This window comes from Georgenia alba, from assembly GCF_042665525.1.
GTDB classification, from domain to species: Bacteria; Actinomycetota; Actinomycetes; order Actinomycetales; family Actinomycetaceae; genus Allobogoriella; species Allobogoriella alba.
Genome location: NZ_JBHTCQ010000001.1, coordinates 513,968 through 536,449, shown reverse-complemented (window position 1 = coordinate 536,449; position 22,482 = coordinate 513,968). Strand labels below are relative to the sequence as shown.

Sequence of the window (22,482 nt, the reverse complement as noted above, 5' to 3'; positions counted from 1 at the left end):
CTTCAGCGTGCTGCAATGGGTAGTACTACCCAACGGGCGCGGCCGGGGCCGACTCGTCGGCGCGCGCACCGTTGCCGGGAACAGGAGCGGGGCGTGCCGGCCGACCGTCCCTGGTGACGAGCGGCGTCTGGGTGAGCATGACCCGACCGCCCTGGACGAAGAATCCTCTCCCGATCGGAAAGTCGGATCGCTTCACCCGCCCGAACGACGCCTTGAAGATGCTGTCGCCGTCGTAGGTGTCCGGCTTCAGCGCGATGCCCTGCCGGAGCGACTTCCACTCCCCGAGGACACCGACGTTCCCGCCTGCACGGGTGACGTCGGCCTCACCTACGAGCATGTGCTCGCTGTCGTTGACAGCCTGCAGCAACGCACGCATCGGCCGGTCCGCCGGGCCGTCCACCAGGTGCGTCATGTCCTCGATCACGATCAGGATGCGGGCGGTCGCCGCTTCGTCCTTGACGAGCTCGGTGAGCTCCTCAGCGAGCGCCTTCTCGTCGTCCGGCCGCACCGCGCTGCGGATCCAGTCGCGGTAGTCGTTCAGCTCGGAGCGCCGACTCCCGAAGTGGAACAGCCGGACGCCCGGGTCGAATCGTTCGAGCGCCGTCACGAGGACTCGCAGGGTGTTCGTCTTGCCGCTCTGGGCGGGCCCGGTGACGACGAACGAGCCTACCGGGTCGAAGCCGCGCGGGGCGAGCGTCTCGTCCGCCATCCCGATGACAGGCAGGTCATCGACACGGTCCGGGAGTTCCGTGACGTCGAGACGGGTCGGCAGGGAACCGATCTCGGGCGCCTCGGGCACCCCGACCGCCCGCAACTCGGACGCGAGTGTCCTCAGCGCCTTCGACTGGTCGGCGACGTTGGTGGTGCCGCCGAGGATCGCGATCTGCACCTCGTTCTTGTCGACGAGCGCGCGCCCCGGCGCCGATTCCTCGTCGAGCACGTCCTTCGGCGCGCCGACGACGACGTACTGGTTCGGGTCGGACAGCCGGAGCACCAGCCGGCGGGAGATGTTCGACAGCACGGCGGGTGGGACCGAGCCACCTCGGTCCGCCGTGATCACCGCGTGGACACCCAGGGGACGCCCCTCGCCGAGCACACGCATGAAGCCGCCGCGGTAGTACGGCATCCGGACCGACGTGTACTCCCACTCCTTGCGGAAGTCGACGAAGTTGTCGACGAGCAGGAGGATCCGCGGCATCGTCGGGTCGGCGAGCTTTCGGTACTCCGTGAGGCTGGCGGCGCTCGCCTTCGCGAAGAGCGTGGACCGCCGGTCGAGCTCGCGCCGGATCGTGAGCAGGAGCCGCTGGATGCGTTCCGGGTCGTCGCTGTCGACGATCGATCCGACGTGCGGCAGCCGCTCGAGCACGCCGAGGGCACCGGAGGCGAAGTCCAGGCCGTACACGACCGCCGTCCCGATCTCGGGCTGCATGCCCGCCGCGGTGGCGATGGTCTTGAGCACGCTCGACTTCCCGGACCCGGACATCCCGAAGACGGCCAGCGAGCCGTCCCGGTCCGGCGCATAGTGGACCGGGTCCTGCCGCTGCCGTTCGGGCAGGTCGGCCATGCCGAGCACGATGCGGGTGTCTCCCTCGCCAGGGAGGTCGCGCAGCTCGATGACGTCACCGAGCTCGTCGAGCCACGGGCGGCGCGGCACGGGGAGGTCGGCTACGTCAGCCGCACGGACGAGCGTGTCGACGATGCGCTTCTGGTCGTTCGGTCCGAGATCGTCCACCGTGTCGGACTCCGGTGCCCGTTCCGGCTCCCATTCCGTCGTCGAACCGAACCGGAGCTCGGCAACCTTGACATCGACCTCGTCGACCTCGTCGCGTCTCGTCCAGCCGCCCGCGTACGCGGACTGGAAGTGCACCAGCCGGCCGGGGCCGGTCTTCGCGACCGCGCGGCCGGGCAGCGTCGGCGGGAACGTCGCCGCGACCGGCTCCCCCACGACGTCCTCCGAGTCCTGCGTGTCGGCCATCCGCAGCGCGACCCGGAGGTTCGTGTTGGCACGCAGGTTGTCCTTGATGACACCGGCCGGACGCTGCGTCGCCATGATGAGGTGGATCCCGAGCGAGCGGCCGCGCTGACCGATGTCGACCACGCCGTCGACGAACTCCGGAACCTCGGTCGCCAACGCTGCGAACTCATCGATGACGAGGATCAGGGCTGGCGGCGTCTCCGGGTCCTGCCGCCGCTCCAGCTCCAGGAGGTCCTTGGCCTTCTTCCGGTTGAGCAGGTGCTCCCGGTGGTGGAGCTCGGCCCGGAGGCTGGTGAGGGCGCGGCGCACGAGGTGCGGGCTGAGGTCGGTCACGAGGCCGACGCAGTGCGGGAGGTCCACGCAGTCGGCGAAGGCAGACCCGCCCTTGTAGTCGACGAACAGGAAGGTCACGCGGTCCGGGCTGTGCGCCGAGGCGATGCCGAGCACCCACGCCTGGAGGAACTCGGACTTGCCCGCGCCGGTCGTGCCGCCGACGAGCGCGTGCGGTCCCTGCGACCGCAGGTCCAGCGTCATGGCGTCAGAGACACCTTGCCCGACGATCGCGCGCAAGTTTCCCGCGCTCTTGCGGCGAGGCCGCGGGGCGTCCGACCGGTCGATGATCGTGTTGTTCTGCCGCCAGCGCTCGACAACGGCGTCCGGGTCGTCCGCCACCTCGTACCCGACGAGGGACACGAAGCCCACCGCGCTCGGGATGTCGGACGCGTCGTGCACCACCGTGCTGGCGTCGACGACCGGTGCGAGCCGTTTGGCGAAGCTGTCCATGTAGGCGCCCGAGACGCCCTCGACCTTGACGTGCTCGATCAGTTCGCCGTTCCGGACGAGGCCGGCGTTCGCGTCCTCGAGTCCCGGGGTGACGTCGAGAAAGCTCCGGCACACCGCCGGCAGGGACTCGATCGTCGGCGAGACGAAGAGCGCGTGCACCCCGATGTCCGCGCCACGCTCGAGGACTTGGGTGAGCCGAGCCCGGTCCACCGGGGCGTTGGACGTCACGAGCACGATGACAGAGATGGGCCCCTTGATGCTCAATCCCTCACTGGCTCGGTTGACGTCCGATCCGTACAGCATCGGGTTCCACTCTTCATCGAAGGGTCCCCTGCGCTCGGGCTTGTCTGTCCGACTGAGTACGTACTCCTCGAGGTTCGCGAGCAGTGCGTTGGCGGTCGGCTCAGAGTCCGCCAGAGGTAGATCCCGGAATGGGCTCGTCTCGCTGGAGGTGTGCGGAAGCCACTTGATCCACTCGAGCTCGGGGACCCATTCGCCGTCCGCGAACGCGACGGCCACCACCTCGTTCGGTGCGTGGAGGCCGAACACCTGCACGGCCAGACCTCGGATCGCGTCGGAGGCGGGGCCGGTCGGCCCGGCGACGCCGACGGAGCCGACGGCAGGCAGCGACTCGAGAACGGGCACGTCGTCGACGAATTTGTAGCGTTCTGCGAGTCGCTCCATGCGATCGATGTACTCGGGCAGGCCATCGGGCTGGTCCTGTTCCAGGATGGAGTTCCGAGATTCGTCTCGGCAGGTGCCGAATCGGACGGCGAGGAAGTTCCAGTGCTCGGGACGTCGGGTCCACAGCATGGGCCCGAGGCGCATCGCGTGCTCGAACACCTCGGCGACCGGTGGAACCTCCTCGTTCCGGGCCCGCTCCTCCTCGGGCTTGCCGCGGTAGAACTTCTCCTCCAGCTCCTCGTACTGCCGCTCGAACAGCACGGCCGCGTGGTTTTGCTTGTTGGACGCCTGGCGCGACTGGTTGACGAAGTTCCCGAGCATCATCAACGGCGTCATGATGACCATCAGCAGCACGCGCGGCCGCTCGGTCATGAGGTACAGCACGACGCCCATGAAGATCGGTGCGAGCAGCACGGTCCACGGGAAGAGGTTTCCGAGTTTCTCGGTGGGCATCCGTGGTGCGGGGAACCTGGTTCCCGGGTAGCGCACCTCGACCCGCGGACTCCGGTTGAACAGCAGCCCGCCGCCACGTTCAAGCACCGGCTCTGCCTGGGTCGTTTCCTCCTGTGTGGGAGCGAGGTACATGACCAGGGTTGTGCCTCCGATGACCAGGGGCTCGCCGGGCATCAGGCGCACGCGCTGGACGGGAACGCCGTCGACCAGCACGCCGTTGGCCGAGTTGAGGTCGACCAGTTCGACGGGGCCGGACACCTCGATCCGCGCATGCCGCTTGGACACCATGGGATCCGCGAGCACGATGTCGTTGCGCGGGTCCCGCCCGATGGACGCATGTCCCTTGGTGAGTGGGAACTCCTGGCCGCGCAGCGGGCCCTCGACCGCGCGGAGCACGCCGACGACGTCACGCGAGCCGACAGCTGCCGGTTCTGCGCTCTGCGGTCCCAGGTTGTGCACCGCCGCCGCGAACCCTGAGCCGATCGGCGCCTCGCCGATCGGGACATCCGGTGGGAGTGGCTCGAGACGTTCCGCGGTCGGCGGCGCGACCGCGAGGGTGAGCACATCCTCGGGCCGCGCCTTGACCGTCCTGGCCGGGTCGCCGGCGGCGATGTACCGCGCGACGTCCGCCGCCGTGGCCGTGGAGTCGGCGCGGACCACGATGTCCGCCGGTGGGACGCCGTCTCGAAGCAACGTCAGCTTGACCTTCACGCCTCACGCCCCCGGTTCATGCGGTCGACGGTGCCAGCGACGTTCCTCATGCGCGCACCACCACCGCAGTGCGATCACCGAACCGTATCGTGTCGCCGGCGAGCGCCATGGCCGGCTCCCACGGCGTCAGCCTGCGTTCGGCACCGTCGTGGACCACGAAGGTTCCGTTCGTCGAGCGATGATCGAGGACCTCCACGCCCTGGGCCACGGGACGTACGGCGAAGTGCGTCTTGGAGACCGAGCGCGTGTCATCGGGTACGGGGACGAGCCGCGCGCCCCGGACGCGCTCGGTCGCCACCGGGTTCCGGCCCAGCACCGTCGGCCCGGTGATGGCGTGGGTCTCCCCGGCGTCCGTGCGTAGTGCGTAGGCCGGCCGCGACTCGGGCACCGGTTGTGCCTGCGCCGGTGGCGAGCTCGGCCTGGCCGGCGCCGGCCCTGCTGGGATCGATCTGCCCGGTGGCGGGCCCTGCTGGGTTGGCGCGGACTGCTGGGGGAACGGCGGTCGTGCCGGCTGCTCCTCCGCCGGCCACGGTGTATGCGGAGCCTCGGTCACGATGCCGGAGTCCGGCCCAGCCACCGGGCGTGGCCGAGCGGAAGCCGACGGGAACGCCGGCGCCTCCTCCTGCTTCCCCGACGGCCGGTAACCGCCGAGGACGGGGGTGCCCGGTGTCGCCGCGCTCTGGACCTCGGGCTCCGCGCGCATCTCGTGGGTGCCGAGGCCCACCACCGGGCGCTGACCGCCGTCGTACGGTCGTGCCACGCCGAGCACCCCCGCGCTCACCCGCGTGCCCGGTCGGTACGGCTCGGGGTCGCCGCTTGGCCGGGTGGCCAGCGACGGAAGCTGCTTCGCCTGCGGTACCGGGTCTGCGGTGACGGTCTTGCGGGCGACCCGCATGCGCTTCTTGTCGTAAGGGTTGAGCCCTTTCCGTGCGTCGACGAACCAGAGGCGCCCCACCATGTCGTGCCAGCCCCTGCCCCGCTTCTGCTCGTCGAAGAGGGGGGAGAGAAGGAACACCAGAGGGCCGACGATCAAGAGTCCTGACCCCCACAGCACGATGGCACGCAGCAGAACCCGACCGATGCCCGGGCGCTCGAGGGTCTTGACGTTCACTGACCGCAACCCCATGACGCCCTTGCCCAGCGTCCGACCGGCGCGGCCATGCAAGGCGATCTGCACGACGCAGTACGCCAGGCTCAGACCGAACGACACCGAGATACCGACGATCGCCCACACCAGGTTCGGGTGCTCCGTGACCCCGTACCAGCTGATCCGGCCCTGGAAGAACATGAGCAGGAGGGGGACCGTCAGCAACCAGTACGGCACCTGGAGCATGAGATACACGACGACGTCGATGGCGAACCCGATCGCCCGTCGCCCCAGCGGTGCAGGGACCAGGCCGAGCGCAGCGGCGTAGGCGGGGTCCGGCTTGCCGTCCTCGTCCAGCCCTTCGACCGTGTCGTCGCGGTCGTCGACCTCCCAGATCGTCACCGCGATGCCTCCTGCCGCCCTGCGCAACCTGGTCTTCTGCGCATCGAGAGTACCGATGGTGCCGGGATGCTGTCTGGCACGATCACCGCATGTCAATCCCGCCCGCGCCCCGCAAGCGGGCTCGCGATGAGGTCACCCTGTCCGACGGCACCGTCGCCGAGCTCATCGAACTCGCCGACGGGTGGTCGTTGTGGGTGGACCGCATCCGGCAGTCCCAGGTCGGGTCGCCAGGTGCTCGCCCGCCCCTCCCGGCGGCGCGTTGGATGCTCGCCGCGCTCGACGTCGGCACGACGGGGTCGTGCGCACATATCGGTGGTGCGCTGCTTGCGCTCCCGCGCGCAGTGGCCGACCGGTGGCCCGCCTCCCGGCAGATCGTCGTGGAGCTCGAGCCCGCGCTTGTCGATCTGGCGCGGAACCGGTTCGGCGTCCCGGCCGGCGTGACGGTCACGGTCGGCGACGGCCGTTGCTGGCTGGACCGCACGAACGAGACCGGCCTCGACGGCGTGGTCGTCGACGTGTTCGCAGGCGGACGCATCCCCCCGGCCTTCACCTCGCTCGAGTGCTTCCGCCGCGCGCGGGAGATCCTGAACCCCGGCGGTCGGCTGGTCGTCAACTCCGTCGCGGGGCCCGACCTCCTCTTCACGCGGCGCGAGCTCGCCACCTTGCGGGAGACCTTCGAGCACGTGGCGATGATTGTCCGAGGCTCGGTGCTGCACGGCGTTCGGTTCGGGAATCGCCATCCTGGTGGCCTCAGCCTCGCCCATCGAGCCGGATCCGATCCGGGCGGCGCTCGCCGGCGACACCCCGCGTGCCGCACTCGTCACCGACATCGACGAGCTCATCGACGGCGCCGAGCCGGTCACGGACGCGGACGGCTTGTGGTCGCCGAAACCCTCGTCCTGACCGCGTGAAGACAGATGTGCCTTGATCGCTCGTTTCCCACCACCTTGGGGGACCGCCGACCCGGACGCCACCGACGCGGTACCGCACGGGCTATCCCCGGGCCGACACCAGGGCGGCACGCAGCCGCGCAAGGTCGGACTTGTCGAGGAGGAAGCCGACGTAAGAGAGCTCCTGCCTCTGGCCTCCTCCGACCCCCGGGGTCCGGGCCGGTCGAGTCAAGGTTCTTTCGTGCCCGAGGCCGCCGCGGCCTTGGCGGCGGCCTTGGCCGCCTCCTTCGCCCGGTCCCGGGCGGTACGAGCCCGGCTCTCCGCCTTGACGAGCTCGTTGGCGCGGCGTTGGGTCGCCTTCCGGAGCGCGACCGTTCGCTCGAGCTCGCTCTGCGCGCGTTCCAGCTGCTCCTGCGGGCTCAGCGCGCGCACGGACTCGGACGACGGTGGCGCGTCCCTGCCGCCGAAGGCGGACTCGATCCCGTCGAGCAGGATCGTCAGCCCGAGCCGGAACCCCTCGGGGTCACCGAGCCCCACGTCGTCCGGTGTGTCCGGCTCGTCCGCACCGTGGTAGACGCCCGACTGCACCACGGGAGCCAGTCCAGGAAACCGTGCCGGCGTGACCACCTCGCGCAGCAGACCCGCCGTCGCCGCCGACACCGGTGGCCCGTGCTCGACGTCATGGATGATCCGCGCGTGTCCTCGCACGAAGGTCGAGAGCAGCTGCAGCAGGCCCAGGCGCTCCTCGGGTGTGGCCGGGAGCGTCTCCATCGCGCGCAGCCCGGCGTCCGCCACGCGCACCTGCCCCGGTAGCAGCAGCGATTCGAGGGACAGGCGCATCTCGAGCAACCACGGGTGCGCCTCGTAGATGCCGAGGAGCCACCGGCACAGCTGCTCGAGGCCTGTCCGCCAGTCCTCGGCGTCGACGGGGACGACCTCGTCGCCCACGGCGGCGTCCAGCATGAGCGTGTACAGCTCGCTCTTCGTCGCCACGTAGCGGTACAGCGCCATCGTCGTGAAGCCGAACGCCTGGGCGACCCGCTGCATGGTCACCGCCTGCAGCCCTTCGGTGTCGGCGATCTCGATCGCAGCCTCGACGATGCGCTCGTGGCTCAGCTCCCGCTTCGGCCCGCGCTGCGGTGCTGCGGCAACGCCCCACGCGAGCGCCACCACGCGCGAGACCTCGTCGTCGTCATCTGCCACGCGTCACCTCCGGACCGGCGTCAAGGAACCGTGCACCACAGTATGCCTGCCAAACTGTGTTGACCGCATACTGTATGTACTACATACTGTGTGCGACGCAAACACTACGGAGGGAAGGCCGATGGACGGCACCATTCACATCTCGGGCCTGCGGAAGGCCTACGACCAACCGGTGCTCGACGGCCTCGACCTCGACGTCACGGCCGGGGTGTTCGCCCTGCTGGGACCGAACGGGGCGGGCAAGACGACGGTGGTCTCGATCCTCACCACCTTGGTCCGGCCGGACGGCGGGACCGCACAGGTCTGCGGCGTCGACGTCGCGCGGGACCCCGCCGGGGCGCGCCGGCACTTCGCCGTCACCGGCCAGGAGACGACGCTCGACGGCCTGCTCACCGGTCGGGAGAACCTCGTGATGCTCGGGCGCCTGCTCGGGCTCGGCGGTGACGCCCCGGACCGCGCCGACCGCCTGCTCGCGCAGTTCGGCCTCACCGAGGCGGGTGGGCGCACGGTCGCCACCTACTCCGGCGGTATGCGCCGCCGCCTCGACCTGGCGGCCTCCATGCTGCGGCGGCCGAACGTCCTCTTCCTCGACGAGCCCACGACGGGTCTGGACCCGGTCAGCCGTGGCCGGGTGTGGGAGGACGTGCGCACCCTGGCCGCGAGCGGGACCACGATCTTCCTCACGACCCAGACGCTCGACGAGGCCGAGGCTCTCGCGGACCGCATCGCGGTGCTCGACCACGGCCGGGTCATCGCCGACGGAACCGCCGCCCAGCTGACGGCGCGCGTCGGCGGACAGCGCCTCGTCGTCCTCGACGACGACGGCGCCGAGATCCGCAGCATCGACACCGACGGCACGGTCACGTCCGTCGAGCGCGCCCTCGCCGGCCTGGACCCGGCCGAGCGCGACCTGCACGTCGAGCTCCGCTCCCCCACCCTCGACGACGCGTTCGTCACCCTCACCAGCAGCACGCCAGCCAAGGAGGCCGTCGCATGAGCACGCTCACCGCTTCACCCGCCCCGCCATCGCCGCGCACGGCCGTCCCGATCGGCGTCGGACCGCTCCGATCCAGCGGGGTCTTCATCGGACGTTCGATCCGTCACAGCCTGCGTGACGGCGAGGGCCTGCTGATGGCCATCGTGCTGCCGATCATGCTCATGCTGCTGTTCACCTACGTCTTCGGCGGAGCCATCGCCGGCGACGGGTACATCGACTACGTCGTTCCCGGGATCATCCTCACCACGGCCGGTTTCGGCGCGGCCTCGGTCGCGGTCTCGGTGAACCACGACATCACGCGCGGCGCGATGCGGCGCTTCCGCACCATGCCCATCGTCGCGTCGACCGTCCTGGTGGGGCATACGGTCTCCAGCGTCATCCGCAACCTCGTCGCCACCGTTGTGGTCCTGGGTGTCGCCCTGGCGGTCGGCTTCCGGCCGGACGCCACGGTCCTGGAGTGGCTCGGTGCGCTCGGCCTGGTGACCCTGTGGATCGTGGCGATCACCGCCCTCTTCGCCTTCGTGGGCCTCGTGGCCGGCAGCCCGGAGAGCGCCAACGCCTACGGGTTCGGCCTGCTCTTCCTGCCCTATCTCTCCAGCGCCTTCGCCCCGATCGAGACCATGCCGGAGTGGCTGCAGCCGATGGCGACCTACCAGCCGGTGAACCCGGTGATCGAGTCGATCCGGGGGCTCCTGGTCGGCGGCGAGACCTCGACCGGCGCGGCACTGGCGTGGTGCGCCGGCATCATCGCCGTCGCCGTCGGGCTCGTGGTGTGGCGCTTCCCGCGGACCCGCGACCGCTGAGTGTCACGCGGGCGGCGGGGCGATCCTGCCCTGTCCCAAAGCCGTGCGCTACGCGCTCGCTCTGCGTGCCTCGGGCTCGTCAGAAGTCCCAGTCCTCGTCCTCGGTGTTGACCGCCTTGCCCATCACGTAGCTGGAGCCGGAGCCCGAGAAGAAGTCGTGGTTCTCGTCGGCGTTCGGGCTGAGCGAGGACAGGATGGCCGGGTTGACCTGGGTCTGGTCCGACGGGAAGAGCGCCTCGTACCCGAGGTTGTTCAGTGCCTTGTTGGCGTTGTAGCGCAGGAACGCCTTGACGTCCTCGGTGAGACCGAGCGGGTCGTAGAGGTCCTCGGTGTACTGCTCCTCGTTCTCGTACAGCTCGAAGAGGAGCTCGAACGTGTAGTCCTTGAGCTCCTGCCGGCGCGCGGCGTCCGCCTTCTCCAGCGCCTTCTGGAACTTGTAGCCGATGTAGTACCCGTGGACGGCCTCGTCGCGAATGATCAGCCGGATGAGGTCGGCCGTGTTCGTCAGCTTGGCGTGGCTGGACCAGTACATCGGCGCGTAGAAGCCCGAGTAGAAGAGGAACGACTCCAGCATCGTGGAGGCGACCTTCCGCTTCTCCGGGTCGTCCCCGCGGTAGTAGTCCATGACGATCTGCGCCTTGCGCTGGAGGTTCTCGTTCTCCTCGGACCAGCGGAAGGCGGAGTCGATCTCCTTGGTGGAGATCAGCGTCGAGAAGATCGAGGAGTAGGACTTCGCGTGCACCGACTCCATGAACGCGATGTTCGTGTAGACGGCCTCCTCGTGCGGGGTCACGGCGTCCGGGATCAGCGAGACCGCACCGACCGTGCCCTGGATGGTGTCCAGCAGCGTCAGACCGGTGAACACCCGGGTGGTCATGAGCTTCTCGTCGTCGTTCAGCGTGGCCCACGACTGGATGTCGTTGGAGAGCGGCACCTTCTCCGGAAGCCAGAAGTTCCCCGTCAGACGGTCCCAGACCTCGACGTCCTTCTCGTCCTGGACACGGTTCCAGTTGATCGCCTGGACGCTGCTGACCAGCTTGAGCTTCTCCGACACTCTCGGTGCCTCTCCTGTACGTCTGTCCGGCTCTCAGCCGGGTCGGTTCGTGCGGTTGGTGGGTTAGCCACCGGCGACGACGGACGCTACCGCCGTCGTGAACGCCCTGCGGCGGGCCGGGGACACCCGGCCCGCCGACGGGTCACAACATGCAGCTGACGCAGCCCTCCACCTCGGTCCCCTCGAGCGCCATCTGGCGCACCCGGATGTAGTACAGCGTCTTGATGCCCTTGCGCCACGCGTAGATCTGCGCCCGGTTGACGTCCCGGGTGGTCGCGGTGTCCTTGAAGAAGAGAGTCAGCGACAGGCCCTGGTCCACGTGCTGCGTGGCCTCGGCGTAGGTGTCGATGATCTTCTCCGGGCCGATCTCGTACGCGTCCTGGTAGTACTCCAGGTTGTCGTTCGTCATGTACGGCGCCGGGTAGTAGACGCGCCCGATCTTGCCTTCCTTGCGGATCTCGATCTTGGACACGATCGGGTGGATCGAGGAGGTCGAGTTGTTGATGTAGGAGATCGAGCCGGTGGGCGGGACCGCCTGGAGGTTCTGGTTGTAGATCCCGTGCCGCTTGACCGACTCCGCCAGCTCCCGCCAGTCGTCCTGCGTCGGGATGTGAACGCCCGCGTCGGCGAAGATCTGCCGCACCCGCTCGGTCCGCGGCTCCCAGGTGCCCTCGATGTACTTCGTGAAGTACTCGCCGGTGGCGTACTTCGAATCCTCGAAGCCGGCGAACGCCCGACCCTTCTCGATGGCGAGCTTGTTGGACTCCGTGATGGCGTGGAACGCCACCGTGTAGAAGTACATGTTGGTGAAGTCCAGGCCCTCGTCGGACCCGTAGTGGATCCGCTCCCGCGCCAGGTAGCCGTGCAGGTTCATCTGCCCCAGCCCGATCGCGTGGGAGTCGTTGTTGCCCTTCTCCACCGACGGCACCGACCAGATGTGGGTCTGGTCCGAGACCGCCGTGAGAGCACGGATGGCCGTGCCGACGCTCTTGCCGAAGTCCGGGGAGTCCATCGTCTTGGCGATGTTCAGCGAACCCAGGTTGCACGAGATGTCCTTGCCGACCTCGGCGTAGGACAGGTCGTCCTCGTACGTCGAGGGCGTCGAGACCTGCAGGATCTCCGAGCACAGGTTCGACATGGTGATCTTGCCCTTGACCGGGTTGGCCCGGTTCACCGTGTCCTCGAAGACGATGTACGGGTAGCCCGACTCGAACTGCAGCTCGGCGAGGGTCTGGAAGAAGCCGCGCGCGTTGAGCTTGGTCTTCTTGATCCGGGCGTCGTCCACCATCTCGTGGTAGCACTCGGAGACGTTGACCTCGGAGAACGGCTTGCCGTAGACGCGCTCGACGTCGTACGGCGAGAACAGGTACATGTCCTCGTTCTTCTTCGCGAGCTCGAACGTGATGTCCGGGATGACGACGCCGAGGGAGAGCGTCTTGATCCGGATCTTCTCGTCGGCGTTCTCCCGCTTGGTGTCGAGGAACCGCATGATGTCCGGGTGGTGCGCGTTGAGGTACACCGCGCCGGCGCCCTGCCGCGCCCCGAGCTGGTTCGCGTAGGAGAAGGAGTCCTCCAGGAGCTTCATCACCGGGATGACGCCGGAGGACTGGTTCTCGATCTTCTTGATCGGGGCGCCGGACTCACGGATGTTCGTCAGGGACAGCGCCACGCCGCCACCCCGCTTCGAGAGCTGCAGCGCGGAGTTGATGCCACGGGCGATCGACTCCATGTTGTCCTCCACCCGCAGGAGGAAGCAGGAGACGAGCTCGCCGCGCTGAGCCTTGCCGGCGTTGAGGAAGGTCGGGGTGGCCGGCTGGAACCGGCCGGACAGGATCTCCTCGACCATGCTGCGCGCGAGCGTCTCGTCGCCGTCGGCCAGCGTCAGGGCCACCATCACGACGCGGTCCTCGAAGCGCTCGAGGTACCGCTTCCCGTCGAAGGTCTTCAGCGTGTACGAGGTGTAGTACTTGAACGCGCCGAGGAACGTCTCGAACCGGAACTTCTTCGACCACGCCAGGTCCCACAGCTCGGTGAGGAACTGGTGGGAGTACCGCGCGAGGACCTCGCCCTCGTAGTAGCCCTCCTCGACCAGGTAGTCGAGCTTCTCCTTGAGCGTGTGGAAGAACACCGTGTTCTGGTTGACGTGCTGGAGGAAGTACTGGCGCGCCGCCTCCCTGTCCGCCTCGAACTGGATCTTGCCGTCCGCGTCGTACAGGTTGAGCATCGCGTTCAGCGCGTGGTAGTCGAGCTGAGGCGCGCCGGCCACACTTACGCCGGTATCAGTGAGCGTTGCTGCCAAAACTGCCCCAATCCCTCGCGGACGCGTTCCACGTCCTCGGTCGTTCCCATGAGTTCGAATCTGTAGAGGTACGGCACCCCGCACTTGGCGGCGACGATGTCGCCCGCCAGGCCGTAGCCCGTACCGAAGTTCATGTTCCCGGCGGCGACGACCCCACGGATCAAGGACCGGTTGTGCTCGTCGTTGAGGAACCGGATGACCTGCTTGGGCACCGCGCCCTTCCCGTCACCGCCCCCGTAGGTAGGGAGGATGAGGACGTACTCCTCGTCCACGCGCAGGAAGGGGTCGCGCGGCCGTAGCGGGATGCGGTGCGCGGACATGCCGAGCTTCTCCACGAACCGGTGCGTGTTGTTCGTGGCGGAGGAGAAGTAGACGATCGTGCCCATCACTGCCCTCCTTCAGCGATGCCTGTTCCCCCTGCCCGCCGTCCGCTCCGTGAGCGGTGACGGTTGGTGTTCGGCCGGACCACCGGGCCGCGGTGGTCCGGCCGAAGACTGCGTGTCCCGTCCGTCGACCTCAGGCGCTGACCGCGGCCTTCTGCGCCGCGAGCGCCTTGATCTTGTCCGGGCGGAAGCCCGACCAGTGGTCACCGTCCGCGAAGACCACCGGCGCCTGCTGGTAACCGAGTGCCTTGACGCTCTCGAGCGCCTCGGCGTCGGCCGTGATGTCGACGACCTCGTACTCGAGTCCCTGCTTGTTCAGCGCCCGGTAGGTGGCGTCGCACTGGACGCAGGACGGCTTGCTGTAGACGGTGATGCTCATCCGGGCCGAACTCCTTGTCTTGTGCGTCGTCACTGGTCAGAACCACGTCTGACCCTCGTGTAACAACATCCGTGTGATTTGTCCGGGAGTATGCCTCTCCGCGGTCCCTCAACACTACACCTGGGGGTCCCTGGGTGGTGGAACCCCAAGATGCTGGGTCTCGGCGTGTTGCGCCTCGAACCGCCGGCTCGGCCTGAATCCCTGTTGTGGACCGGCCGGGCCGCCCCTGGGGACGCCTTGTGGACAGAGCTCGCAGCGCCCCTCGACGGCGGTGACCAGCCGGTCTTGGACCAGTCTTCCGCGGACCACTGACATGGACCGTGCCCGCACCGCCGGTGGCGCTCTCCGGCGGCGCGGGCGCGGGCGGCCGTGGACCTGTGGACATCACCGGAGGCGATCGATCCACACGCTGTGGGCATCGCAGGAGACCCACCCGCGGCAGTCGGCGGAGATTCGACCGGAAGTTCTGGCGTGTCGCGGCAGGTCGGCGTGTCGCGGATCCGGCGGGTCGCGGATCTGCGACGCCAGGCAGGCACACTGCAGCGCGGTCCGCAAGGCGAGCCCGCGGAGTATGGACAGTTCGTCTGCGATGTGAGACGACGTTCGCACCGGCCTCACCACTGAACTTGGCGCGCGCTTTGCCTGATGTGGCCCGGCGCCATGTCTTGGCACCTGCACGGTCATGGGGATACCTGTACGGTCAACGGCTGCCGCACCACTGGCGCACACCTGCGGCAGCCACCAGGTGTGCGGCGCCGACCAGCGACCGCCACCGGAGGGGATCAGAGCCACATGTGGGCCTACGTCGTCGAACGACGGGACGAGATCCTCTTCCTCTCGTACCAGCACGTCAGCCTCGTGCTCCAGTGCGTGGTGCTCGCCACGGCCATCGCTCTCATGATCGCCGTGCTCGTGTACCGCAGCCCCCGGCTGACCTCCATGGCGAACTCCGCCTCGGCGATCGGCCTGACGATCCCGTCCTTCGCCCTCCTCGGCCTCCTGCTCGCGGCCCTCGGGTTCGGTGTCGTCCCGGCCGTCGTCGCGATCACCTTCTACGCCGTGCTGCCGATTCTCCGGAACGCCGTCGTCGGGCTCTCGGGCGTCGACCGCGGCATGGTCGAGTCCGCCCGCGGCATCGGCATGAGCCGGCTCGCCACGCTCGCCCGGGTCGAGCTGCCGCTTGCCTGGCCCGTCATCCTGGCCGGCATCCGGGTCTCGGCCCAGATGGTCATGGGCATCGCCGCCGTCGCCGCCTACGTCCTCGGCCCGGGGCTCGGCGGGCTCATCTTCTCCGGCCTGTCGCGACTGGGTGGCGCCAACGCCACCTACCTCGCCCTCATCGGCACCATCGCCGTCGTCCTGCTCGCCCTCGTGGTCGACCTGCTGCTCGTGCTGGTCGCCCGCCTCACCATCTCCAGGGGGATCCGTGCCTGAGCCCACCACCACCGAGAGCGTCGCACCGGGACCCGCGTCGAGCGCCACCGGTGCCTCGATCCAGCTCCAGCAGGTCACCAAGCGCTACCCCGGCCAGCAACGGCCGGCGGTGGACAGCGTCGACATCGACATCCAGGCCGGCGAGATCCTGGTCCTCGTCGGTCCGTCCGGGTGCGGCAAGACGACCACCCTGAAGATGATCAACCGGCTCATCGAGCCCACCTCGGGCTCGATCGTCCTCGACGGCGAGGACGTCACCCGGAAGAACGCCGACGAGCTGCGCCGTGGCATCGGCTACGTCATCCAGGCCGGTGGACTCTTCCCGCACATGACCGTCGCCGCGAACGTCGGCATCGTCCCGGGGATGCTCGGCTGGGACAAGGCGCGCATCGAGGCCCGGGTCGAGGAGCTCCTCGACCTCGTCGGCCTCGACCCCGAGACGTACCGGAACCGGTACCCGCGGGAGCTCTCCGGCGGTCAGCAGCAGCGCGTCGGCGTCGCGCGCGCCCTCGCCGCCGACCCGCCCGTGCTGCTCATGGACGAGCCCTTCGGCGCGGTCGACCCGATCACGCGCCAGCGCCTCCAGGACGAGCTGCTCAACATCCAGGAGGAGCTCGGCAAGACCATCGTCATGGTCACCCACGACTTCGACGAGGCGGTCAAGCTCGGCGACCGGATCGCGATCCTCGACGTCGGCGCGCGCATCGTGCAGCTCGACACCCCGGAGGTCATCCTCACCAACCCGGCGGACGACTTCGTCGTCGACTTCGTGGGCAAGGGGGCCGCCCTGAAGACCCTCGACCTCACCCGGGTCAGCGACGTCGAGCTCAGGACCGGCACGACGGCGACGGTCGGCACGCCCGCGGCGGACGCGGTCGCCCGCGCACGTGCGGCCGGCGACGACTACGTCGTGGTCCTGGACGCGCGGGACCGTCCGTTGCGCTGGCACCGGCTGGAGGAGCTCGAGCGCGAGGACACCATCGGCGGCCAGGTCGACGAGGACCTGCCCACGCTCGCCCGCCGCGCCACGCTCAACGAGGCGCTGGACACCATGCTCACCGCCTCGCAGAACGGGGTCATCGTCACCGGCCGGCGGGACACCTACGCCGGCTACCTGACGGTCGATGCCGTGATGTCCTTCATGACGCCGTCGAGCGGGCCGCGGGCCGAGGACAACCCCGCGCCCTCCGCCGGGGGCGCGTCGTGAGCCAGACCCGCACCGCACAGGCGGACCTCGACACCACCGAGGGGACCAAGCCCTGGCGGAGCCTGATCGTCCAGCCCGTCGCCGTCCTCGCCGTGGCGGCCGGCTGGCTGGTCTGGCGGCTGACGGCCGAGCTGTCGTTCGGCGAGGCACCGACGCTCTCCTGGCGCGCCCTGGGCACGGCGTTCGTCGAGCACCTGTGGCTGACCTTCGTCTCCGCCGGCATCGTCATCGTCATCTTCGTGCCGCTCGGCATCCTGCTGACCCGCGGGCGGCTCAAGGGGCTCGCCGGACCGGTCGTGGCCGTCGCCAACATCGGTCAGGCGGCACCCGCGATCGGGCTCTTCGTGCTGCTGGCCATGGTGCCCACGCTCGGGTTCGGCAGGTGGACCGCGGTGATCGCGCTGGTCGCGTACGCCGCGCTCCCGGTGCTCCGGAACACCATGGTCGGCCTGTCCGGTGTTGACCCGCGTCTCATCGAGGCCGGGCGCGGCATGGGCATGTCCGCCCTCGCGGTCCTGTGGCGCGTCGAGCTGCCGATCGCCGTGCCCGTCATCCTCGCCGGTCTCCGCACCGCGCTCGTGCTCCTGGTCGGCACCGCGGCCCTGGCCGTCTTCATCAACGCCGGTGGCCTGGGCATCTTCATCACCACGGGCGTCAACCTCTTCCTGCCCCGCCTGCTCGTCTCCGGCGCACTCCTCATCGCCCTGCTCGCCCTGCTCATCGACTGGCTCGGCCGGGTCGTCGAGCACGTCGCCCGACCCCGAGGTGTGTGATGAAACGCCGTACCCGCTCCCTCACCAGCCTGGCCGCACTGGCCACCGTCGTGCCGCTGGCCGCCTGCGGCCTGGAGCCCGCGTCCGGCTACGCGCCGCCTGTGGCGCCGGCCGGGATCGAGGAGATCGAGGGCGCCGGAGACGTCACCATCACGGTCGGCGCCAAGAACTTCACCGAGCAGCTCCTGCTCGGCAAGATCGCCGTGCTCGCCCTCCGGGCCGCCGGGTACCACGTCACCGACGCCACGAACATCCCCGGCTCGGCCGCGGCACGCGAGGCGATGCTCTCGGGCAACACCGACGTCCAGTGGGAGTACACCGGCAGCGCCTGGACCTCCTACATGGGCCAGCCCAAGATCGCCGACTTCGACGAGCAGTTCCAGGCGGTCCACGACGCGGACCTGGAGAACGGGATCACCTGGCTCGAGCCCGCACCGATGAACAACACCTACGGGTTCGCGATGGGGCCGCAGGCGGCGGAGGAGATCGGCATCGACAGTCTGTCCGAGCTCGCCGAGGTACCCGTCGAGGAGCGCACGCTGTGCGTCGAGAGCGAGTTCCGCAGCCGGTCGGACGGTCTCGAGCCGATGCTCGAGCACTACGGGATCCCGCTGGACGACCCGCAGGGCATCCCGTCCGAGAACATCTCCGTGCTGGACACCGGCGCGATCTACCAGGCCACGGCCAACGGTGAGTGCAACTTCGGCGAGATCTTCACGACGGACGGACGCATCCAGTCCCTCGACCTCACCGTCATCGAGGACGACCGGCAGTTCTTCCCGCCGTACGACGTCGCGCCGATCGTGCGGACCGAGGTCCTCGAGGAGAACCCCGAGATCGAGGAGGTCTTCGCACAGATCTCGCCACGGCTGGACACCGAGCAGCTCATCGAGCTCAACGGCCGGATCGACGTCGAGGGCCAGGAACCGGCGGACGTCGCGATGGACTGGCTCGTCGAGGAGGGCCTGGTCAGCCGAGGCTGAGCGGCGTGAGATCGTGACGCCATGACCGTGCGTACCTGGGTCGACGGCGGCGTCGGCCGGATCGAGCTCGACCGGCAGGAGGCGCTCAACGCGCTGGACCACGACATGGTTCGACGCCTGCACGAGGTCCTCACGTCGTGGCGGACCGACGAGGCGGTCGGCACCGTCGTCGTCACCGGGGCCGGACGGGCGTTCTGCGCGGGCGGGGACGTGCGCAGCGCCCGGGACGCCGTGCTCGACGGCCGGCACGACGCCGCCGAGCGCTACTTCGTCGACGAGTACGCCCTCAACCGTCTCGTGGCGGAGTACCCGAAGCCGTACGTCGCCGTGCTCGACGGCGTCACGATGGGCGGCGGGCTCGGCGTCAGCGTGCACGGCGACGTCCGCGTGGTCACCGACCGATCGCTGCTCGCCATGCCGGAGACGGCGCTCGGGTTCGCCACGGACGTCGGGATGACGTACGCCTTCAGCCGCCTCGACGGCGACCCGGCCGGCGCCGTCGGCCGCTACCTCGCCCTCACCGGGGCCCGTGTCGGCGCCGCCGACGCCCTGGCGCTCGGCCTCGCCACCCACTACGTCCCCACCGAGGAGGCGGGCGACCTCGTCGAGGCACTGATCCGGGACGGCCTGACCGCCCTGGACCGCCGGGCCCGGCGCCCCGCGGAAGGTGCGACGCTCACCGGCGCGATCCGTGACGCCGTCGAGGGGGACTTCGCCGGGGAAGGTGCGGAGGAGATCCTCGCCCGCCTCGACGCCCGGGCCGGCACGGACTCTCCGGCGGCGCGCTGGGCCGCCGAGACCGCAGCGACGCTCCGTGCGGCGTGCCCCACCTCGCTCGTGACCGTGCTCGAGCTGCTCGCTGCCGCCCGGTCCTCGCCCCTCGCCGACTGCCTCGAACGCGAGACCCGGGCCGCCTCCTGGCTCATCGGTCGGCCGGACTTCGCCGAGGGCGTCCGCGCCGTGCTCGTGGACAAGGACCGCACGCCGACGTGGTCGCCGTCGGATCTCGCGGAGGTCGACGTCGCGGAGGTGCGTGGCGTCCTGGGCGCCGGTGCCCGCCCCGACCACCCGGTGGCGAGCAGCCGCCCGGTCCAGGCCCCATGATGGTGTCCGGACAGGCACCGGAAGGAGCATCGCCATGCCGATGAACGTCGAGAGCTTCAACCTGGACCACCGGACCGTCGCGGCTCCGTACGTGCGCGTCGCGGACACCAAGCGGTTGCCGGGCGGCGACGTGCTGACGAAGTACGACGTACGGTTCTGCCAGCCGAACGTCGAGCACCTCGAGATGCCGGTCGTGCACTCGCTCGAGCACACCTTCGCCGAGCACGTGCGCAACCACTCCGACGACGTCGTCGACTTCTCGCCCATGGGGTGCCAGACCGGCTTCTACCTGCTGCTCGCCGGTGAGCACCCCTACGAGCAGGTGCTCGACCTCGTCGCCACCACGCTGCAGGACGTCGCGGACGCCGACGAGGTGCCCGCCGCCAACGAGACGCAGTGCGGCTGGGCCGCCAGCCACACGCTCTCCGGCGCCCAGCAGGCCGCACGTACCATGCTCGCCCGGCGCCAGGAGTGGGCGACGGTGACCGCGTGAGCACCGGATCCACCGGCGGCGTGCACGGACCGACCGCGGACCCGCCCGGGACCGCCCGGCCCCCGGGCCGGGGCCCCGAGGTGGACGCCGTCGTCATCGGGGCGATGGACGAGGAGGTCCGCCCGTACTCGCAGGCCGCCACGGACGCCGGGCCGGTCCGGCAGCGCGGCCGGGCCCGCGGACAGCTCGTGCAGATCGGTGGCGCGTCGATCCTGCTGGTCCGCAGTGGCATCGGCCTGGTCAACGCGGCCGCGGCGCTGGTCGCCGCGCTCAGCGAGTGCCGCCCCCGGGCGGTCCTGTCCACCGGCTCCGCAGGCGGGCTCGGGACGTCCGTGCGCGTGGGGGACGTCGTCGCCGGGGACACCTACACCTACACCGGGGCCGACGCGACCGCCTTCGACTACGTGCGCGGCCAGGTCCCCGGCATGCCGGTCGCCTACGACGCCGACCCGGACCTGCTCGCCGCAGCGCGGACGCTCTCGCCGCCTGCCGGCACGCTGCGCGTCGGGCAGATGGTCTCCGGCGACTCCTTCGTCACCGCGGTCAACGTCACCCACGTGCGAGAGAGCTTCCCGGACGCGCTGAGCACGGACATGGAGTCCACGGCGCTCGCGCAGGTCGCGTTCTCCTACGGCCTGCCGTTCCTCTCGGTGCGCGGCATCTCGGACCTGTGCGGGCCGGTCGAGGAGTACGGCGAGCAGGTCGAGAGCTTCCACCTCGGGCTGGGGGAGGCGGCGGAGCGTTCGGCCCGCGTGATCCTCACCCTGCTCGACGGCGGTCGCTGAGCGGTCTCAGGTGGCCGGTCGGTCCGACCTGGAGTTCCATGGTCTCAGCGGGGGGCAGCCGACCGAGGAGGTACGGATGGACACCTGGATCTGGATCGTCATCGCCGTCGTCGTCGTCGTGATCGTCATCGGCGTCGTCCTAGCCGTCACGAGGAAGACCCGCGCACGTCGCGAGCAGGAGCGCGCTGCCGAGCGCCGCCAGCAGGCTGCGGAGCTCCGCGAGGCCGAGCACGACAGGGACATCGCAGCTCGCGAGCGCGGCGCGGAGGCCGCCGCGATCGACGCCGAGGCACAGCGCGCCCGTGCGGAGGCCGACCGGCTCGAGCACGAGGCGCAGCACCGCGCCGCCGAGGCGGAGCAGGTCCGGGACGAGGCGGACGGGTACCGACGCGACGCCTCGGCCCTCGACCCCGACGCTGACGACTTCACGGCGGGCGAGCGTTCTCCCGGTCACGGACGGCATGCCGGGGACACCGACGAGACACGTCCGTCTGCCTGATGACCCCACCTCGCCCGTGCGCTCCCGTCCGGGCGGTGGTCGGTCAGGCGAGCGCCCCGACCACCCGGTCCACGTCCTCGGACGTGTTGTACAGGTGGAACCCGACGCGGGCCCGGCCGGCACGCACGCTCGCCGCCACGCCCGCGCGGGCCAGACGGTCTGCGGCACCCTCGGCCGGCAGCGCGACGATGGCGGAGCCGGCGGGCGGCAGGCTGAGCTGCTCGAGCAGGCTGTCCGCCAGACCCGTGCAGTGGGCGTGCACCGCGTCGAGGTCGAGCTCGGCGAGGTAGGTCATCGAGGCTGCCGCCCCGACGAACGACATCCAGGCCGGCGACAGGTCGAACGCCCGGGCGTCCCCGGCGAGCCGGAGCGGCAGGCCGTACGTGGTGTCCCAGGGGTCCTCGCCCGCGTACCAGTTCGCCGCGACCGGGACCGTGCGCTCGTGCGCCCGCGGATGCACGGCGATCCACGCGACGCCGCGCGGGGCCAGCAGCCACTTGTACGCCGCGCAGACCACCCAGTCCGCCCAGTCGAGCCGCAGCGGCAGCCAGCCGGCCGCCTGGGTGGCGTCCAGCAGGACCGGGACTCCGGCGGACTCGCACGCCGCACGCAGGCCGGCGAGGTCGGCGACGGCCCCGTCCGCCGACTGCACGACGCTGACCGCCACCAGATCGTGACCGGCGACGCGGTGCGGCAGCTCTGCGAGCGGCACCTCCTCCACCACGACGCCGGGTCGGGCGGCGAACGGGAACGTCACCGACGTGAACTCACCCGTCGCGGTCAGGACGCGCGCGCCGGCCGGGAGGCCGGCGGCGACCATCGCGACGACCTGTGACGCGCTCGCCCCGATGGCGACGCGGTCCTCGGGGACGCCGATGAGCCGCGCGAAGCCGGACCGGGCCGCCAGCACGGCGCCGTCGAAGTCGGCAGGGGTGTCCGCGCCCCGGCGCCACCGGGCCACCGCGTCGTGCACCGCCTCGGCCACCTGCCGGGGCGGCACGCCCACGCTCGGGGTGTTGAGGTAACCGTCCGGGACGTCGTAGGTCGCGCCGAAAGCCGCTCGCACGACTCGACACTATCGCCGCCGCGTCACCTGCTCGC

Annotated in this window: 19 protein-coding genes and 1 pseudogene; 12 read left to right on the top strand and 8 right to left on the bottom strand. The window is 70.1% G+C overall.

Annotation, left to right across the window (positions count from 1 at the left end):
* Positions 1-25: 25 nt before the first annotated feature.
* On the bottom strand, positions 26-4,606 hold the full coding sequence (locus ACFQQL_RS02565) for an FtsK/SpoIIIE domain-containing protein (RefSeq protein WP_382390934.1): 4,581 nt from the start codon (positions 4,604-4,606) through the stop codon (positions 26-28).
* A 46-nt stretch (positions 4,607-4,652) separates the two neighbouring features.
* Positions 4,653-6,095, bottom strand: a complete 1,443-nt coding sequence (locus tag ACFQQL_RS02560) for an RDD family protein (RefSeq protein ID WP_382390932.1) — start codon at positions 6,093-6,095, stop codon at positions 4,653-4,655.
* An 89-nt stretch (positions 6,096-6,184) separates the two neighbouring features.
* Between ACFQQL_RS02560 and ACFQQL_RS02555 the strand changes: the two are divergent.
* Together ACFQQL_RS02555 and ACFQQL_RS02550 are read left to right on the top strand one after the other, a co-directional pair.
* Positions 6,185-6,727: pseudogene (locus ACFQQL_RS02555) on the top strand (spermidine synthase); the annotation flags it as partial.
* A 112-nt stretch (positions 6,728-6,839) separates the two neighbouring features.
* Entirely contained in the window at positions 6,840-6,998 is a 159-nt protein-coding gene (locus ACFQQL_RS02550) for a hypothetical protein (protein ID WP_382393836.1), read from the top strand.
* Between the two features lie 215 nt (positions 6,999-7,213).
* On the opposite strand, the gene ACFQQL_RS02545 is transcribed toward ACFQQL_RS02550, so the two are convergent.
* Positions 7,214-8,188, bottom strand: coding sequence for a TetR/AcrR family transcriptional regulator (locus ACFQQL_RS02545; RefSeq protein ID WP_382390930.1), 975 nt, complete (start codon positions 8,186-8,188; stop codon positions 7,214-7,216).
* A gap of 121 nt (positions 8,189-8,309) precedes the next feature.
* Between ACFQQL_RS02545 and ACFQQL_RS02540 the strand changes: the two genes are divergently transcribed.
* Both ACFQQL_RS02540 and ACFQQL_RS02535 read left to right on the top strand, forming a co-directional pair.
* Positions 8,310-9,185: an ABC transporter ATP-binding protein gene (locus ACFQQL_RS02540; protein WP_382390928.1), complete on the top strand. Its 876-nt coding sequence runs from the start codon at positions 8,310-8,312 to the stop codon at positions 9,183-9,185.
* Positions 9,182-9,988: an ABC transporter permease gene (locus ACFQQL_RS02535; protein ID WP_382390926.1), complete on the top strand. Its 807-nt coding sequence runs from the start codon at positions 9,182-9,184 to the stop codon at positions 9,986-9,988. The genes ACFQQL_RS02540 and ACFQQL_RS02535 overlap by 4 nt, the downstream gene beginning before the upstream one ends.
* 79 nt (positions 9,989-10,067) lie before the next feature.
* Here ACFQQL_RS02535 and nrdF read toward each other — a convergent pair whose 3' ends face one another.
* From nrdF to nrdH, 4 genes are all read right to left on the bottom strand, one after another.
* The gene (gene nrdF / locus ACFQQL_RS02530; protein ID WP_382390924.1) at positions 10,068-11,042 is read right to left on the bottom strand and encodes a class 1b ribonucleoside-diphosphate reductase subunit beta; all 975 of its coding nucleotides are present in this window, start codon (positions 11,040-11,042) and stop codon (positions 10,068-10,070) included.
* A gap of 142 nt (positions 11,043-11,184) precedes the next feature.
* Complete coding sequence (gene nrdE, locus ACFQQL_RS02525; RefSeq protein ID WP_382390922.1) at positions 11,185-13,341, bottom strand: class 1b ribonucleoside-diphosphate reductase subunit alpha; 2,157 nt, start codon at positions 13,339-13,341, stop codon at positions 11,185-11,187.
* Positions 13,311-13,727 (bottom strand): class Ib ribonucleoside-diphosphate reductase assembly flavoprotein NrdI, encoded by a 417-nt coding sequence (gene nrdI, locus ACFQQL_RS02520; RefSeq protein ID WP_382390920.1) that lies wholly within the window; start codon positions 13,725-13,727, stop codon positions 13,311-13,313. Before nrdI ends, nrdE begins: the two co-directional genes overlap by 31 nt.
* Positions 13,728-13,857: 130 nt before the next feature.
* Positions 13,858-14,103, bottom strand: coding sequence for a glutaredoxin-like protein NrdH (nrdH, locus tag ACFQQL_RS02515; protein WP_382390918.1), 246 nt, complete (start codon positions 14,101-14,103; stop codon positions 13,858-13,860).
* A gap of 792 nt (positions 14,104-14,895) precedes the next feature.
* Between nrdH and ACFQQL_RS02510 the strand changes: the two genes are divergently transcribed.
* The 8 genes from ACFQQL_RS02510 to ACFQQL_RS02475 all read left to right on the top strand — a co-directional run bounded on the left by ACFQQL_RS02510 (position 14,896) and on the right by ACFQQL_RS02475 (position 21,381).
* The gene (locus tag ACFQQL_RS02510; protein WP_382390916.1) at positions 14,896-15,537 is read left to right on the top strand and encodes an ABC transporter permease; all 642 of its coding nucleotides are present in this window, start codon (positions 14,896-14,898) and stop codon (positions 15,535-15,537) included.
* Positions 15,530-16,744, top strand: a complete 1,215-nt coding sequence (locus ACFQQL_RS02505) for an ABC transporter ATP-binding protein (RefSeq protein WP_382390914.1) — start codon at positions 15,530-15,532, stop codon at positions 16,742-16,744. Before ACFQQL_RS02510 ends, ACFQQL_RS02505 begins: the two co-directional genes overlap by 8 nt.
* Positions 16,741-17,517 carry an ABC transporter permease gene (locus tag ACFQQL_RS02500; RefSeq protein WP_382390912.1) on the top strand — a complete coding sequence of 259 codons (777 nt, stop codon included), beginning with the start codon at positions 16,741-16,743 and terminating at the stop codon, positions 17,515-17,517. The genes ACFQQL_RS02505 and ACFQQL_RS02500 overlap by 4 nt, the downstream gene beginning before the upstream one ends.
* Positions 17,517-18,500 (top strand): glycine betaine ABC transporter substrate-binding protein, encoded by a 984-nt coding sequence (locus tag ACFQQL_RS02495; RefSeq protein ID WP_382390910.1) that lies wholly within the window; start codon positions 17,517-17,519, stop codon positions 18,498-18,500. Before ACFQQL_RS02500 ends, ACFQQL_RS02495 begins: the two co-directional genes overlap by 1 nt.
* A gap of 21 nt (positions 18,501-18,521) precedes the next feature.
* The gene (locus tag ACFQQL_RS02490; RefSeq protein ID WP_382390908.1) at positions 18,522-19,604 is read left to right on the top strand and encodes an enoyl-CoA hydratase/isomerase family protein; all 1,083 of its coding nucleotides are present in this window, start codon (positions 18,522-18,524) and stop codon (positions 19,602-19,604) included.
* A 34-nt stretch (positions 19,605-19,638) separates the two neighbouring features.
* Positions 19,639-20,097 carry an S-ribosylhomocysteine lyase gene (locus tag ACFQQL_RS02485; RefSeq protein ID WP_465253987.1) on the top strand — a complete coding sequence of 153 codons (459 nt, stop codon included), beginning with the start codon at positions 19,639-19,641 and terminating at the stop codon, positions 20,095-20,097.
* Positions 20,094-20,882, top strand: a complete 789-nt coding sequence (mtnN, locus tag ACFQQL_RS02480) for a 5'-methylthioadenosine/S-adenosylhomocysteine nucleosidase (protein ID WP_382390906.1) — start codon at positions 20,094-20,096, stop codon at positions 20,880-20,882. Before ACFQQL_RS02485 ends, mtnN begins: the two co-directional genes overlap by 4 nt.
* Positions 20,883-20,958: 76 nt before the next feature.
* Positions 20,959-21,381 carry a hypothetical protein gene (locus tag ACFQQL_RS02475; RefSeq protein WP_382390904.1) on the top strand — a complete coding sequence of 141 codons (423 nt, stop codon included), beginning with the start codon at positions 20,959-20,961 and terminating at the stop codon, positions 21,379-21,381.
* A gap of 43 nt (positions 21,382-21,424) precedes the next feature.
* On the opposite strand, the gene ACFQQL_RS02470 is transcribed toward ACFQQL_RS02475, so the two are convergent.
* On the bottom strand, positions 21,425-22,447 hold the full coding sequence (locus ACFQQL_RS02470) for an aminotransferase class V-fold PLP-dependent enzyme (protein WP_382390902.1): 1,023 nt from the start codon (positions 22,445-22,447) through the stop codon (positions 21,425-21,427).
* Between the last annotated feature and the right edge of the window lie 35 nt (positions 22,448-22,482).